Origin of the sequence: Cryobacterium roopkundense (assembly GCF_014200405.1) — a bacterium.
GTDB lineage: Bacteria > Actinomycetota > Actinomycetes > Actinomycetales > Microbacteriaceae > Cryobacterium > Cryobacterium roopkundense.
Genome location: NZ_JACHBQ010000001.1, coordinates 3,797,430 through 3,811,617, shown reverse-complemented (window position 1 = coordinate 3,811,617; position 14,188 = coordinate 3,797,430). Strand labels below are relative to the sequence as shown.

The window sequence follows — 14,188 nt, the reverse complement described above, 5'->3', positions numbered from 1 at the left end:
CGAGTGAGCTCCTGGCATGTTGTCCTCGTTCAACACTCGTTGCGAGAGGCAAGCCGACGATGAGTTTTCAGGCGGGAGTGGCTGCGATTTCGGACTCTGGTGACGTGCTCCGTACCCGTCGAACCATTCGAATCTCCCTGATTCCATATTCTTCCTTAAGAGTTCCGTCCGGAAGGAAACCATGCTTGCGGTAGAGAGCCTGGGCTCGAGGATTTGGGTCTGCTACCCATAGCGCGGCAGCGGTGTCGTTAGAAATCACAGCCTGAAGAAGGCTTCGTCCCGCTCCGATTCCGTGCGCGGAGGCAAGCACGTACAAAATGTTGAGCTGCTGGCTCCAGGTGGCATCGGCATCCGTGGGCTCGGCGCTCTGAGCAATCCCGATCAGTTTGCCGTCCATCTCGGCAACGGCAACTCGATGATGAGCGAATCTCTCATCCGACAGTCCGATCGTCCAGAACTGTTGTCTGGTCAATACGAACTCCGGGTCGTCCAACATTTCGTCAGTCATGAGACCCCGATACGTCTCTTGCCAGGTCGCGACGTGAATATAGGCCATGGCCGCGGCGTCTGCTGGTATCGCCGGGCGAACCGTGAACTTTGTATTCATACGCACCAATAGTACGAGCATGTTCGTGGCACGCTGCGTGCGTCCCGTAGAGGGTTCCCTATACGGGGACGGCGAACAGGCGGCAGGAGTGATGGCAGTTGAGCACCATTTCTTTGATGCTGTGCGAGGCTGAACTTATGATTGACGCGGCTTGGGACCAGAGGATCGACGACTTCTACGAGCATGATTTCGATGAGTCAGATCCGCAGAACGCGATTACAAGGATGCGATCCCTCGTTGCGGAACGCCCTGCAGGCGATGCTGCAGCCTTGTTCGAGCTGGGTGGCGTCTACGATTCTCTGGGGTTGGAGCCTGAAGCGATCCCGCTGTATCGAGCTGCGCTCGAGACGGGGCTCGAAGGGGAACGCGCGACGCGGGTTTTCATCCAATTGGCGAGCACGCTGCGAAATGTGGGGGAATCAGCCGAAGCGGTATCGATGCTTGAAGCTGCTCCGATGTCAGGTGTTGATGAACCTGCGCGGCAGGCGTTTCTCGCGCTGGCGCTGTCCGGCGAGGGTCGCTACGGAGACGCCCTTCGGACAGCGCTTCTCGCTCTCGTGCCAACGCTCGAGAGCTACAAGAGATCCTTGCGAGGGTATGCGGACGAACTCCCTAGCACGGTGACGGGCTCTTCCCCAAGGGTGTCGCCACTCGTCCCGTAAACGTTCCCCTCTGACACGGACTCAGGGCATTGGGCAGATACATAGATCAGCATAGATCTGTCGCAGTAGCTGTCCGGCTTGCGGGCAGCGATGCCACCATTCTGCGGCGAAAGTACACCGCCACTCTTCAGCCACATCTATATATGTGGCTTTTGGTTCCCTTTTGGGAGGCGTTCCGTGTTCGCTAAACGGCGCACCAGTGGGACGCGACCTTGGTCAGCACGATCCAAGCGGCCCTGTTAGGCGAAGGCGTCGGTGCCAGCCGCAATCTTCCTCAACGCCCGGATGTGGTCGTCGAAGACACCCCTGCCAACGTCCGTGAGTCGAAGCCATGTCAGTCGTCGCGCGTCGGCGCGTGCCTCCGAGGCGATCTTTTTCGAAGTCACGAAACCTGCCGTCGCAAGTACCTTGAGGTGCTTCGAGAGAGCGGCATCGCTGATGCCAAGGGTGTCTCTGAGTACGGCGAAGTCGAGTTCATCGACGGCGCGCAGCAGACCGCAGATGCGCAGTCGTATCGGTTCATGAACGAGTTCGTTGAAAGAGCCTTCAGACGACATCGCGTACACGCTCCCGCATAGCCGAGGCACCGAGTAGGGCAAGACCTGTCGCGGCCAGGAACCCGGCGATCGTGGAGGCAATGATCCACAAGGGGAGCCCGCTGGCGGCAAGTCCGAGCGAGACGCTGAAAAAGAACAGTGTGGTCAATATGGCGATTCCGAACAGCACACCTTCGAGTACCCGGAAGCGGAGGAGTTTGATGCCTGTCACCCGCTGATAGCCGAGAACCAGCAAGCCGCCAGTCATGACGATCGATGTCAGTACAAACCCGCGGTTGAACGTCTCTGGCAGCACCGGTGTCGAGATGAAGATCGCTGCCAACGCGCCGAATGCAGGGGCGAACCACTTCGGCTCCTTGAGGCGCTCGACAAGGCCCGCGCGGTCAGACTCAAGGTCACCCAAGAGAACCGCGGCGTCACTTTGCTGACTAGATTGGCCGGATGACAAGTTGTTTTCCATAGAGGCAAGTCTATTGGTTGCTTTCCTTGCGAGCAAGTGAGATTTTCCCGCTCAGGGTTTTCCTCATGGTGACGAGCGAACTGCCCGAATTCTATTCAACGGACCCCTCGGATCTGCCGCTAGATATGAGTTTCCGCGACTGCCCTAGGATCAGGGAATGATTCCAGTCGACAACGCCGCGCGTTCTGCGCGGCGGTGGACTGGGGTCGGCTCTCCTGCACTGAGGTTTCCACCACCCGGGGTTAAGATCACTACCGATTCACACCATCCAAGGCAATGAACACGGTAACGGTCTGTCGGGTGCGGTCACGGATACTGTGACCGCACCCGACCGCTTTCAGTCGCGAATGGCGATGGTTTCTTTTTCGATCACTGGCGCGCGCGTGGGCGCATGAAGCGTGATCGCAGCTAGCAGAGCGCCGGCGAGGGCAATCACGGCTGCGCCGATGAATACTGAAGAGAATCCAGCGGTCAGCGCCGGCGGGTTCCCACTTTCCGTCGCACCGTTGGCGGCTGCAAGTGCTGTCATCGCCGCAAGGCCGAGTGCGGATCCGACCTGGTAGCTGGTGTTGACGAGGCCGGAAGCGAGGCCGCCCTCCGCCGGCGGGGCGCTGGAGATGGCCGTGCCGAGGGTCGGGATGAACGCCAGAGACATTCCGAGTGCGGCCAGAAGCGAGGCAGGGAGGACATCCACCCAGAAGTTTCCATCCACGCGGACGAAGGACAACCACATCAGGGCGCTTGCGAGCGCGATAAGACCACTCACCGTCATCGCTTTCGACCCGAATCGCGCCGTCAGTCGCGGTGCAAGCACAATCATGGTGATCATGATGAATGCGGTCATCGGTAGCAACGCGGCACCGCTGGGGAACGCCGAGTAGCCCAGAACTTGTTGCAGGTAGAGATTCAAGAAGAACCACATAGGGATCCACGCGGCCGCAAGCAACAGCTGGGCGAGGTTGGCCGCGGCCAAATTTGGGATCCGGAGGATCGACAGCCGCATCAGCGGCTGCTTCCTCCGAGCCTGAACGAGCACAAACAATCCCAGCAGGGCGATCGCTCCGGCGAGAGTTGCCCACGTTTCAAGACTGGCCCATCCAGCCTCGGGTGCTCGGACGATCGCGAAGACACCGAGGGCAAGTCCAGCGGTAACTAATAGGGCACCGGCGATGTCGATGGAGCCGCGAATCCGCGGTCCGTCGGCCGAGAGCGCCCTGCCGACGAGGGCGAAGACCACGAGGGCCAGCGGGATATTGATGAAGAAGACCCATGGCCATGACAGGTACTCGGTGATGACCCCGCCGAGGAAGACGCCTGCCGTTCCCCCGGCCGGAGCGGCCGCACCGTAGAGGGCCAGCGCGCCGCCGAGCTCCTTCGGGCTCGACCCGAACGTCTTCATCAGCAGCGTGAGTGCCGCGGGTGCTATGAGTGCCGCACCGGCTCCCTGCACGCCGCGCCCGATCAACTCGAACGCGACGTTTCCGGCGAGCCCCGCTACTGCGGAGCCAGCGAGCAGTACGACCCAGCCAGTGGTGAACATCCGCCGGGCGCCGAAGACATCCGCAAGACGCCCACCGAGCAGTAGGAGCCCACCGAAGGTGATGACGTAGGCGTTGAAAACCCACGAGAGGTTCTCAGGGCTGAAACCGAGCTCCTCCTGCATTCGGGGCAACGCCACGCCCACGATTGAGGTGTCCATGATCACGACGAACTGCGCGAGCGCGATGAGAAAGAGCGCGAGCCTCTTGTTCCCCGATCCCGATATTGATTGAGACATTCCAGATTCCCTTCGATGGTGCCGATCACGGCGATTCTGATAGATACCCTACGGGGGTACCGTAACAGGAATACCCCCAGTGGGTATATGGTTGTCAGTATTGGTACCCCCTAGGGGTATAACTTCGAATCAGCAAAGGAGAGCTTTATGACCAAGCGCGAATATCAGGTGACCGGGATGACCTGCGGTCATTGCGAGACTTCGATCCGGGAAGAGGTCAGTCAGATAGCAGGCATCCAGTCGATTGACGTGAGTGCGAAGACCGGAATGCTTGTCTTAACAGGCCCTGGGGAGTTGGACGATACAGCCGTCCTCGCAGCGGTCGTGGAAGCCGGCTACCGGGCGGTGCGTGTTCCGTGAATGTCCCCGTAAAGCTCGGACTCTTTGGATTGGGACTGGCGGCCTTATATATCGCTTCATTTGCTACCGCAGGCGCAGTGGTCCCTTCCCAAGCCGCGGCGGTCTGGGCACAGCCAACGGAAGGACAGGTCATGGACAGAAACGACACACGGCCAGCGGCATCCGTGCAAGGCCTGTCGATAGAGCAGGACGGGTTCCTCCTGGGGGAGATCTCGTCCCCCAGGATGGCAGGTCAGGAGGGAACACTCTCGTTCACGATCTCCGACGCCACAGGAAAGCCGGTCACCGACTTCGAGCCTTCCCATGACAAGAAACTCCATCTGATCGTGGTGCGCACGGACGGGACCCAGTTCCGCCACGTACATCCAGCCCTAGACGCCCTTGGCGTATGGTCGCTGCCTTGGAAGTGGAACGCCGCTGGCAGCTATCGGGTCTACGCGGATATCGTCCCAGCAGCAACGGGACAGAACATCACGCTGACCAGAACGGTTCAGGCGGCCGGAGAATTCGCCCCCGCCACGCCGGCGCCAATTTCGGCCGTGGATACGGTCGATGGCTACAACGTGGACCTCACCGGCACGCTGAGCGCCAGCGAACAGGCCATGCTCACAGTCTCGGTTTCCCGTGAAGGCGAACCGGTCACGACGCTGCAGCCGTACCTGGGTTCCTACGGCCACCTTGTCGCCCTGCGCGAAGGAGACCTGGCTTACCTGCACGTCCACCCCGAGGGCGAAGAACCCCGGCCCGGGGCTGTTTCCGGCCCGGACGTGACATTCATGACCGAGGCCCCGACCCCGGGACGCTACCTGCTCTACCTGGACTTCCAGGTCGACGGACAGGTCCACACGGCCCAATTCGTCCTCACCGCCACCGGGCTCGCCACGTCCGCGGATCCGGGCGAGCCTGCTGAACATTCCGGGCACTGACCACCATAGACACCGCGCGCCTCGCCGATCCCGTGATCAGGAAGCGCACCACCGAGGAGGAACCATGTCCACGACATCGACCCAGCCGCAAACGCTGGACAACACCATCGAACTAGAAATCGGGGGGATGACCTGCGCCTCCTGTGCCATGCGGATCGAGAAGAAGCTGAACAAGCTCGAGGGCGTGATCGCGACCGTCAACTACGCCACCGAAAAGGCGAAGGTCACCGCCCCCGCCAGCCTGGACCCATTGGCGCTAATCGCCGAGGTCGAAAAGACCGGTTACACGGCGGCACTCCCCACGCCGAAAACAGCCCACCAGACGAGCGAAGATGCGGAGCCGCCCGACACAGAGCTGACATCGCTTCGGAACAGGCTGATCGCTTCGATCGTGCTGTCCGTGCCGGTCATCATGATGGCCATGATCCCCGCACTGCAGTTCAACTATTGGCAGTGGGCGTCCCTGACTCTGGCCGCGCCCGTGATCGTGTGGGCTGCCTGGCCCTTTCACAAGGCCGCATGGACCAACCTGCGCCACGGCGCGGCCACGATGGACACGCTGGTCTCGGTCGGCACGACTGCCGCGTTGCTGTGGTCACTCTTCGCGCTGTTCCTTGGCACAGCCGGACAGCCCGGAATGACCCACGGTTTCTCGTTCACGATCAACCCGTCAGACGGGGCCGGGAACATCTATCTGGAGGTCGCCGCCGGAGTGACCATGTTCATCCTTGCTGGGCGCTACTTCGAGAAGCGGTCCAAGCGTCAGGCGGGGGCCGCCCTGCGCGCCCTGCTCGGGATGGGGGCCAAGGAGGTCGCGGTCCTCCGGGATGGGGTGGAAACACGAATCCCCGTCGAGCAGTTGACGGTGGGTGACGAGTTCGTCATCCGCCCGGGTGAAAAGATCGCCACGGACGGAGTGGTAGTCGCGGGCACCTCGGCGGTGGACGCAAGTATGCTCACCGGCGAGTCAATCCCAGTCGAAGTCGGTGAGGGCGACGCTGTGACCGGCGCAACCGTCAATGCCGGCGGCCGTCTGGTCGTGCGCGCCACCCGGGTCGGGTCGGACACCCAGCTCGCACAGATGGCCCGGCTCGTCGAAGACGCCCAGTCCGGCAAAGCCGAGGTCCAGCGCCTTGCCGACAAGGTCTCCGGAATCGTCGTACCGATCGTCATCGCCATCGCCGTCGGAGTGCTCGGCGCCTGGATCGGTGCCGGCTACCCGCTCAGCGCCGCGTTCACGGCCGCCGTCGCGGTACTCATCATTGCTTGCCCCTGCGCCCTCGGACTCGCAACGCCGACCGCGTTGCTGGTCGGCACCGGACGGGGCGCCCAGCTAGGCATCCTGATCAAAGGCCCGGAAATACTAGAGTCCACCCGCAAGGTCGACACGATCGTGCTCGACAAGACTGGAACGGTTACTACGGGCAAGATGACGCTGCTTGACGTGTTCACCGCCGACGGAACCACCCGCGAGGATGTCCTGAGGCTGGCCGGCGCCCTGGAGGACGCCTCCGAACACCCGATCGCCCAAGCCATCGCCAAGGGCGCAACCCAGCAGATCGGATTACTTCCAATGCCGGAATCGTTTACGAATGTTGAAGGCAAAGGCGTGCAGGGCGCCGTGGAGGGCCATGCCGTGCTCGTTGGGCGCGAAAGCCTGCTCGCGGACTGGTCCGTACACCTTCCCAGGACACTCGCCCTCGCAAAGGCCACCGCGGAATCTCAAGGGAAGACCGCAGTCACTGTCGCTTGGGATGGTGAGGCCCGCGCGGTTCTGGTCGTCGCCGACGCGGTCAAAGCCACCAGCGCCGAGGCGATCGCCCAGCTCAAAGCGCTCGGGCTCACTCCGGTGCTCCTAACCGGAGACAACCGGGCGGTCGCCGAGCAAGTCGCGGCCGAGGTAGGAATCACCGAGGTCATTGCCGAAGTGATGCCCCAAGACAAGGTCGACGTCATCACCCGCTTGCAGTTCGAAGGGAAGGTCGTGGCCATGGTCGGCGACGGGGTCAACGACGCCGCGGCCCTCGCACAGGCCGACCTGGGCCTGGCAATGGGAACCGGAACAGACGTCGCGATCGAAGCCGCGGACATCACACTGGTGCGCGGAGACCTCCGCTCTGCCGCCGATGCCATCCGCCTGTCTCGCAAGACCCTGGGCACCATCAAGACAAACCTGTTCTGGGCCTTCGCCTACAACGTCGCAGCTATTCCGCTGGCCGCGTTCGGACTACTGAACCCGATGCTCGCCGGAGCCGCCATGGCATTCTCCAGCGTATTCGTGGTCAGCAACAGCCTTCGCCTACGGTCCTTCAAATCCAAGGCGAACACCACGGCGTCCACCTCAGCGCCGCACAGTCCCGTGCAGCAACTGCAGGGCGTTTAACCATCCCCGCCCATAGAGAGATCAATTGTGTGCCAAGACCACGCGCCCGCATCGCAGTTCACGCGTGACTGCCAGGTGGACCGCGCCGAGTGTCCGGTCATGGCGGGGCGCACAGCCGTCAGGCTTGACGCCGAGACGGCCGGCCCCACCCGAACAGTGCCGCATGGCACTCCCGCCAGCGGGTCTTTTCAGACCTGTTGAGTTTATACCCCATGGGGGTATGCTTGTAGCGACATCCACCTCAGTCCATTCGAACTTTCCCCGTCCCACCGAAAGGAAACCCATCTATGAGCAACAGCTGTTGCAGCACCGACGCCACCGACAAGGCCACCACCATGCCTCCGTCTGCCCAGACGCTCCTCGGCGCCAGTAGCGACGACCTCGCGGAGTGCCCTGTCATGACGGGAAGCCAGGTCGTGAAGGCAGACGCCGAATCCGCAGAACTCTTCCGCGATTACGAGGGCAACCGCTAAAGGACAACGACATGGGCACAATCACTCCCGCCGAGGCCACCACAGAGGCGTGCCACATCACGCACGGCTACATCGGTGACAAAAGCCAATACCTCGCCCGTCTCAAACGCATCGAAGGCCAGACCCGCGGCATCCAACGCATGGTCGACGAGGAAATATACTGCATCGACATCCTCACCCAGATCTCGGCCCTCACCAAGGCGCTGGAAGGCGTCGCACTCGGACTCCTCGATGACCACCTCAAACACTGCGTCGTCGACGCCGCCAAGCTCGGCGGCGAGCAGGCAGAAATCAAGATGAAGGAAGCCTCCGCCGCCATAGCCCGCCTCGTCCGCTCTTGACCGCTGCCAGCCAAATGCACGAAGTCGCGGGCAGACGGACGCAAGAGCTTGTACTGTAATAGAGCGCCAGAGTGATGGATCAGCCTTCGAGCACGGGGCTGCCCGCTTGGTGGCAGCACCGCGCTCCCCGCCCAAGGCTCGACGACGCTGGCGAATGACGATGACGCGTGTGGCCAATGCGATCAGGGCGTTAAAGACCTCAATGCGTCGTTCGGTGCAGATCGCGAGTATCCGTGTGACACCTCGGTTGTTCCAAGAGTTGGTGCGCTCAATGACCCAGCGTTTGCCGACCTGCACCGGCGCGGGGACGCCCTTGTAAGTGACCGCTGTATGGCCTCTGAGCTTCTCAAGCAGTTCTCGGGCCTTGGCGGGCTGACGGCAGCGGGGAAGACAAAGTGATGTCTTACAAAACTAAGGTATTCCGGGATGCTGCTTTTGTCCCGCAGGGGGTTCCCCTTCGGAACACCGAACGAGCCCAGCCTTGGCTCTGGGACTTGGTCAAGATCCGTGTCTTTCAAGGTCCGGCTGCCGCTCAGCGGTCACCAACTTGTTCCATCGAGGGTTCCCCCGACACTCATTGCTCCCAACGACATCTCGACCGCTCACTACCGACGGTACCTGACGCACCGGGCGTCCTGCCCGTGACCCCGTGGAGGTTCCTAAGTGACACGGCATCGGCGCCATCAGCCGCCGGGTGGTCTGGCCCTAGATCTGTCGCGTTGGCCGTCCGTCTTTCGGGCCGCTCGGGAGCCTCGCTCCCGGCCCTCCACTCGACGGCGGCATTGTCCTGAACGGCCGTCGGGTCGTAAGCTCGGGCTAAGTAGGACTCTCAGGTGTCCGTGAATCGAGGGTGGTCGATATGGACTTCGGTGCTTTTTCTTGGTGGAACTTCTGGGTGATCGTCCAAATTCTCGTCGTGGTGGGGATCCTGGTGGCTCTCGGGCTTTTCGTCCGCTGGGGACGGCGCAAGAGCGCGATCCTTGCGGCTGGCGAACCGGAGCAAGGTCACGGGCCCGCCCGCACGTAACGCGTGAGAGGCTCCCGCTGGGGGGGTTTCCCGCTGACATCCAGGCCCGCCGCCGCTAGCGGTCCGTGCGCGAGGGCCGCAGGAACCAGGCAACGGATGCCGCGGCGAGCACGCACAGAGCCGCATTGACGCCGATCGCCGAGGTGATACCGGTGAGGAGGGCTGAGCCGCCGCGCGTGGAGAGACTCGCCGCGACGATGGCGGACATCACGGGGATGCCCAGGGTGATGCCCACCTGCTGGCTCATAGTCACAAGGCCCGTGGCGAGCCCCTGCTCGTGGTCGGGCAGACCCGATGTTGCGGTCACCACGTAACCCACGATCGCCACGAGATTGGCCACACCGCCCACGAAGGTGGCGACCATTATCACGGCGATCCACGCAGGGTCGGTGCCGAGAAAGACCAAGGGAACGGTTGCCGCGGCCTGAACGAGAAGACCCACGACAATCGCCCGGGGGGATCCCAACCGGCCGATGACCTGCGGGCCAATGATGCCGCCGATGACGGTTCCCGCGCCGAGCACGGCGAAGGATAGCCCGGTGGCCAGGGCGGAGTAGTCGAGCACCTTTTGCAGGTAGAGCGTGAGTACGAACACGAGAGACGTCTCGGTGGCAAATGCGAGCAGGCCCGCCGCATTAGCCCAGGCGACGGTCGGCCGACGCAGTACCCGAAGCGGTACGAGTGGCCGAGACACACGATTTTCCACCATGCCGAAAATGCCCAGAAGCGCGAGACCACCCGCGATGGGGCCCCACGCGAACGGGGCCGCCCACCCCGACTCGCCCGCGGTCGTGAGGCCGAAGACGAGGGCGAGCAGCCCGAGCGTCACGGTGACCGCGCCAGCCAGATCGAGTGGCGTGCGTTCACGACGGGCAGAGTCCGTGATCACGAGCGGGGCCATGACGAGCACGAGGATCGCCACCACAACGTTGGCAAAGAAGGCCCAACGCCAGCTCACAAGGTCGGTGAGCAGGCCGCCCAGGATCGCTCCTGTCGTGAAGCCGGCGGCCATCAGTGCACCGTTGAGACCCAGCGCCTGCGCGCGCATCGGGCCTTCGGCGAATGACGTCGTGAGCAGCGAAAGTGCGGAGGGAACGACCATCGCGGTAGCCAGCCCCTGGGCAACGCGGGCCGTGAGGAGAAGAACCGGTTCGTGAGCGAGCCCGCCGGCGAGCGATGACGCACCGAGCAGGGCCATGCCCAACAAGAAGAGGCGTCGGCGACCGACGAGGTCGGCGAGGCGCCCGAAGAACAGCGTGAAGCCCGCAGCGCTCAGCGCGAAGGCGGTCGAGATCCATTGCAGGTGATCGAGCGAGAAACCCACGTCGCCGCCGATCGTAGGCAGCGCCACGTTGAGAATCGAAAAATCGATGGCGAGGGTGAAGCTAGCCGTGAGCAGGACGGCGAGAACGATTCGTTGTCGCCCGGTTACCTTCGGTGCGGGGCGGAGCTGACGGATGTCCGTGTCGGGCATATCGGACCCTTCTCTGATGCGTGCCCAAACGATTCGGGCACCTGCAGCCGACTCTCCGCGACTGCGGGATCGGGCACCACGCCCGGCTTTGCCCACGCCCGGACACCCTGGCACCCACAGGGATAGGCAGGACGTGCGCGGTTCCGCCAGACTAAAGTCGTGAACGCAACCGGAGCATCCGACGAACTGGGCGAGTTTCTGCGCGTCCGTCGGGCGGCGCTCACCCCCGAGGCTGCCGGGGTCACCTCGTATGGAGCTCGCAGGGTTCCCGGCCTGAGGCGCGAAGAGCTGGCTCAGCTCGCCGGTGTTTCGGCCACGTACTACACGCGGCTCGAGCAGGGGCAGGCGACGCACGCGTCGGCATCCGTTGTCGAGTCGCTGGCCCGCGCACTCAACCTCAACGCGGATGAACGCGAGCACCTGCACGACCTGGCCACGCCGGTTCGGGCAGGGCGCCGGTCCGTGCCGAAAGCGGAACACGCTCGACCGGGCACCCTGCAACTGCTTGAGGCGATGACGAACGTGCCCGGCGTGGTGCTCGGGCGCCGCAGCGAGGTGCTCGCCTGGAATAGCCTCGGCCACCTGCTATTGGCTGGTCACCTCGCATTCGAGGCCCCCACGCGACCGCTGGACCGACCGAACCTCACGCGCTTGCTCTTCCTTGACGCGCACACCCGCGACCTGTACCGCAGCTGGCCGGCCGAGGCTCGGCTCGCGGTGGCCTCGCTTCGGTTCGTGGCAGCTCAATTCGCCGATGACCCGCAACTCATGCGGCTCGTCGGCGAGCTCACGCTCAAGAGCCCGGAATTCGCGGGCTTGTGGGCTAAGCATCCGGTGCAACGCTGCGTGTGCGGCACCAAGCAGTTTCGTCACCCGGAGGTCGGCGACGTCGACCTGCACTTCGAGGTGATGCACCTCCCGGGTGATGACGGCCACCGAATGATGACCTATGCGCCCGTGCCCGGTTCAGCGGATGCCGCGGCTCTGCACCTGCTCGCGGTCGCCGGCACGAAGTTGTCCACAGGTGGCTCTGCACCGGGAGTTCTCCACAGATTGGGCTGAGGGAAGCGGGAACCCGCGTTCTCGGGGCACTCTCTCCACCGTTGGAGCTGAGGCATTCTCGGCCCAGTCTGGAGGTCACCGTGCGCACGCATCCGTTTCCGATCAAGGGTTCGGCGTTCGCCATACTGCTCGCCGTCGGCGGGTGTCTGTTAAACGGATGCGCCGGCGTGCCTGCGCTGGCGGCTGGTGACTTTGAGTCAGAGATCAGCCCCGCCTGGACGGTGACGGCAGACCTGGTCGGTGCGAGGACAATGCCGACTTCAGCTTTTCTCATCTTGACATGGATCTCATCGGGGTAGACAGGCAAACCGGAAGGATTGAATGGACCGTGCCGCTCGGGGACGACCCGACGACGGCCTTTGCGAGGGATTCATCGTTTTACAGTCGCTCAACGCAGCGACCGGTCGACGTCGGCGGAACGGTGGTTACACTCGAACTGCTGACCGGCGTCCAATCGCGCGTACCCAAGAGAGGGATCTACGTTTGCTCCACATACCGGGACGGGGTTTCGGCTGACCAGCCTGGAGACCGATCCGCAGACATGGTGAGGTTCACTGCGGGAAATGACGTCTACCCGTGCGACGGCAATCGGGGTGACCTGCACTCGGACGTGTTCTCGCCGGGCGGCATCGACATGGCCGGCATCGACGTGGGAGACGGCGACTACGTGGTGGGCGGACGCACCAGCCTCAGCGGCTACCACTTGGCAAAAAGTTGATGCAGTGGGCGCTTCAGTCCTCGAGGGCCTCGCCCTGCTTTTCGGGCAGGCCGAAGGCCCCGAGGGCGGCCACCACGAAGAAGGCGGCGAACACCGCGAACAGCAGGCCCGTGCCGCCCATATCGCGCAGCAGCGGCACCGCGAGCGGAGCCAGAATGGCGGCGATGCGCCCGATTCCCGCCGCCCAGCCGGCGCCAGTGGCACGGATGCCGGTGGGATAAATTTCGGGAGTCACCGCGTACAGCGCTCCCCACGCCCCGAGGTTGAAGAACGAGAGCAGCATGCCCGCACCGATCACCTGCGTGGTGTCGCCCGCGAGGCCGAACAGCACGGCGGAGACAGCCGACCCGGCCAGGAACACCGCGAGCGTGCGGCGGCGGCCCCAGCGTTCGATCAGGTAAGCGGATGCCGCGTAGCCCGGCAGCTGGGCCACGGTGATGATCAGCGTGTACGCGAACGACCGCACCAGGGAGAAGCCCGACGCCACGAGGATGGTCGGCAGCCAGATGAATGCGCCGTAGTAGGAGAAGTTGACGCAGAACCAGACAAGCCAGAGCGCGCCGGTGCGACGCCGGAGCCCCGGAGACCAGAGGGCGGAGACCCGCGGTTTCACTACGGCAACCGGAGCAGGAGCCTGGGCAGCAACCTCGGCGCCCGGCGCGGCCACCCCGGCCGACTTCTCGAAGCGTCGCACGGTCGCCTCCGCCTCCCGGTGGCGCCCCCTCGACTCGAGAAACCGCACCGATTCCGGCAGCCCCAGTCTCACGACAACGGCATAGACCGCGGGAGCGGCGCCGATGGCCAGAGCCCAACGCCAGCCATCCGCTGAGGCCGGCACCATCAGAAAACCGATCACGGCGGCGAGCGTCCAGCCGACGGCCCAGAACGACTCGAGAATCACGATGATGCGACCGCGGATGCGTGGCGGCGCGAATTCGCTCACAAGCGTTGAGGCCACCGGAAGTTCGGCGCCGAGGCCGAGGCCCACTACGAAGCGCCAGGCGATGAGCACCGCGATGGTTCCCGAAAGCGCGGATGCGCCGGTGGCGAGCCCATATATAAGGAGAGTGAGGGCGAAGACCTGACGGCGACCGATGCGGTCGGCGAGCAGACCGCCGAGGCCGGCGCCGATGGCCATGCCCAGGAAGCCCGATGAGGCGATGAAAGAGAGCTCCGTGCTCGTGGCCTGCCACTGCACGTTGAGCTGGGCGAGCACGAAGGAGATGAGCCCCACGTCCATGGCGTCGAGGGCCCAGCCCGTGCCGGAACCCACGAGCAGCTTGCGGTGCTCGCGCGTAAACGGAAGCGCGTCGAGGCGCGCGGAACGGCCCGAGGTGACACGCAGCTCTGCCGGAGCCATT

General features: G+C 63.7%; 15 protein-coding genes. 9 read left to right on the top strand and 6 right to left on the bottom strand.

Translation table 11 applies throughout. From position 1 onward, the window contains the following. Window positions 1-67 precede the first annotated feature (67 nt). Complete coding sequence (locus tag BJ997_RS17695; protein WP_052542378.1) at window positions 68-607, bottom strand: GNAT family N-acetyltransferase; 540 nt, start codon at window positions 605-607, stop codon at window positions 68-70. A 98-nt stretch (window positions 608-705) separates the two neighbouring features. On the opposite strand from BJ997_RS17695, the gene BJ997_RS17690 reads away from it, so the two are divergent. Continuing rightward, window positions 706-1,269 (top strand): tetratricopeptide repeat protein, encoded by a 564-nt coding sequence (locus BJ997_RS17690; RefSeq protein WP_236629033.1) that lies wholly within the window; start codon window positions 706-708, stop codon window positions 1,267-1,269. A gap of 239 nt (window positions 1,270-1,508) precedes the next feature. On the opposite strand, the gene BJ997_RS17685 is transcribed toward BJ997_RS17690, so the two are convergent. From BJ997_RS17685 to BJ997_RS17675, 3 genes are all read right to left on the bottom strand, one after another. Next, on the bottom strand, window positions 1,509-1,826 hold the full coding sequence (locus tag BJ997_RS17685; RefSeq protein WP_035837301.1) for a transcriptional regulator: 318 nt from the start codon (window positions 1,824-1,826) through the stop codon (window positions 1,509-1,511). After that, on the bottom strand, window positions 1,816-2,286 hold the full coding sequence (locus BJ997_RS17680; RefSeq protein WP_035837300.1) for a hypothetical protein: 471 nt from the start codon (window positions 2,284-2,286) through the stop codon (window positions 1,816-1,818). Before BJ997_RS17680 ends, BJ997_RS17685 begins: the two co-directional genes overlap by 11 nt. 337 nt (window positions 2,287-2,623) lie before the next feature. Beyond that, window positions 2,624-4,063 carry an MFS transporter gene (locus BJ997_RS17675; protein ID WP_035837295.1) on the bottom strand — a complete coding sequence of 480 codons (1,440 nt, stop codon included), beginning with the start codon at window positions 4,061-4,063 and terminating at the stop codon, window positions 2,624-2,626. A gap of 147 nt (window positions 4,064-4,210) precedes the next feature. On the opposite strand from BJ997_RS17675, the gene BJ997_RS17670 reads away from it, so the two are divergent. The 6 genes from BJ997_RS17670 (at window position 4,211) to BJ997_RS17640 (ending at window position 9,573) form a co-directional block, all read left to right on the top strand. Next, the gene (locus tag BJ997_RS17670; protein ID WP_035837294.1) at window positions 4,211-4,423 is read left to right on the top strand and encodes a heavy-metal-associated domain-containing protein; all 213 of its coding nucleotides are present in this window, start codon (window positions 4,211-4,213) and stop codon (window positions 4,421-4,423) included. Between the two features lie 131 nt (window positions 4,424-4,554). Beyond that, window positions 4,555-5,349 (top strand): DUF748 domain-containing protein, encoded by a 795-nt coding sequence (locus BJ997_RS17665; RefSeq protein WP_236629032.1) that lies wholly within the window; start codon window positions 4,555-4,557, stop codon window positions 5,347-5,349. Window positions 5,350-5,413: 64 nt separating this feature from the next. Further along, window positions 5,414-7,732, top strand: a complete 2,319-nt coding sequence (locus BJ997_RS17660) for a heavy metal translocating P-type ATPase (RefSeq protein WP_035837292.1) — start codon at window positions 5,414-5,416, stop codon at window positions 7,730-7,732. Between the two features lie 287 nt (window positions 7,733-8,019). Further along, entirely contained in the window at window positions 8,020-8,205 is a 186-nt protein-coding gene (locus BJ997_RS17655; RefSeq protein WP_035837321.1) for a hypothetical protein, read from the top strand. A gap of 11 nt (window positions 8,206-8,216) precedes the next feature. Further along, entirely contained in the window at window positions 8,217-8,546 is a 330-nt protein-coding gene (locus BJ997_RS17650; protein ID WP_035837291.1) for a metal-sensitive transcriptional regulator, read from the top strand. An 859-nt stretch (window positions 8,547-9,405) separates the two neighbouring features. Then, entirely contained in the window at window positions 9,406-9,573 is a 168-nt protein-coding gene (locus BJ997_RS17640) for a hypothetical protein (RefSeq protein ID WP_160175889.1), read from the top strand. Between the two features lie 55 nt (window positions 9,574-9,628). Here BJ997_RS17640 and BJ997_RS17635 read toward each other — a convergent pair whose 3' ends face one another. Next, window positions 9,629-11,047 (bottom strand): MFS transporter, encoded by a 1,419-nt coding sequence (locus BJ997_RS17635; protein WP_052542375.1) that lies wholly within the window; start codon window positions 11,045-11,047, stop codon window positions 9,629-9,631. 159 nt (window positions 11,048-11,206) lie between these two features. On the opposite strand from BJ997_RS17635, the gene BJ997_RS17630 reads away from it, so the two are divergent. Together BJ997_RS17630 and BJ997_RS17625 are read left to right on the top strand one after the other, a co-directional pair. Continuing rightward, window positions 11,207-12,109, top strand: a complete 903-nt coding sequence (locus tag BJ997_RS17630; protein WP_052542374.1) for a helix-turn-helix transcriptional regulator — start codon at window positions 11,207-11,209, stop codon at window positions 12,107-12,109. A gap of 541 nt (window positions 12,110-12,650) precedes the next feature. Next, the gene (locus BJ997_RS17625) at window positions 12,651-12,827 is read left to right on the top strand and encodes a hypothetical protein (protein ID WP_160175888.1); all 177 of its coding nucleotides are present in this window, start codon (window positions 12,651-12,653) and stop codon (window positions 12,825-12,827) included. A gap of 13 nt (window positions 12,828-12,840) precedes the next feature. Here the strand turns inward: BJ997_RS17625 and BJ997_RS17620 are convergent, their stop codons facing one another. Then, complete coding sequence (locus tag BJ997_RS17620; protein WP_035837289.1) at window positions 12,841-14,187, bottom strand: MFS transporter; 1,347 nt, start codon at window positions 14,185-14,187, stop codon at window positions 12,841-12,843. Between the last annotated feature and the right edge of the window lies 1 nt (window position 14,188).

Coding starts and splice junctions, on each gene's coding strand:
- BJ997_RS17640 (WP_160175889.1), top strand. CDS start 9,406: ATGGACTTCGGTGCTTTTTCTTGGTGGAACTTCTGGGTGATCGTCCAA.
- BJ997_RS17685 (WP_035837301.1), bottom strand. CDS start 1,826: ATGTCGTCTGAAGGCTCTTTCAACGAACTCGTTCATGAACCGATACGA.
- BJ997_RS17670 (WP_035837294.1), top strand. CDS start 4,211: ATGACCAAGCGCGAATATCAGGTGACCGGGATGACCTGCGGTCATTGC.
- BJ997_RS17665 (WP_236629032.1), top strand. CDS start 4,555: ATGGACAGAAACGACACACGGCCAGCGGCATCCGTGCAAGGCCTGTCG.
- BJ997_RS17635 (WP_052542375.1), bottom strand. CDS start 11,047: ATGCCCGACACGGACATCCGTCAGCTCCGCCCCGCACCGAAGGTAACC.
- BJ997_RS17680 (WP_035837300.1), bottom strand. CDS start 2,286: ATGGAAAACAACTTGTCATCCGGCCAATCTAGTCAGCAAAGTGACGCC.
- BJ997_RS17650 (WP_035837291.1), top strand. CDS start 8,217: ATGGGCACAATCACTCCCGCCGAGGCCACCACAGAGGCGTGCCACATC.
- BJ997_RS17620 (WP_035837289.1), bottom strand. CDS start 14,187: ATGGCTCCGGCAGAGCTGCGTGTCACCTCGGGCCGTTCCGCGCGCCTC.
- BJ997_RS17695 (WP_052542378.1), bottom strand. CDS start 607: ATGAATACAAAGTTCACGGTTCGCCCGGCGATACCAGCAGACGCCGCG.
- BJ997_RS17660 (WP_035837292.1), top strand. CDS start 5,414: ATGTCCACGACATCGACCCAGCCGCAAACGCTGGACAACACCATCGAA.
- BJ997_RS17655 (WP_035837321.1), top strand. CDS start 8,020: ATGAGCAACAGCTGTTGCAGCACCGACGCCACCGACAAGGCCACCACC.
- BJ997_RS17675 (WP_035837295.1), bottom strand. CDS start 4,063: ATGTCTCAATCAATATCGGGATCGGGGAACAAGAGGCTCGCGCTCTTT.
- BJ997_RS17625 (WP_160175888.1), top strand. CDS start 12,651: ATGGTGAGGTTCACTGCGGGAAATGACGTCTACCCGTGCGACGGCAAT.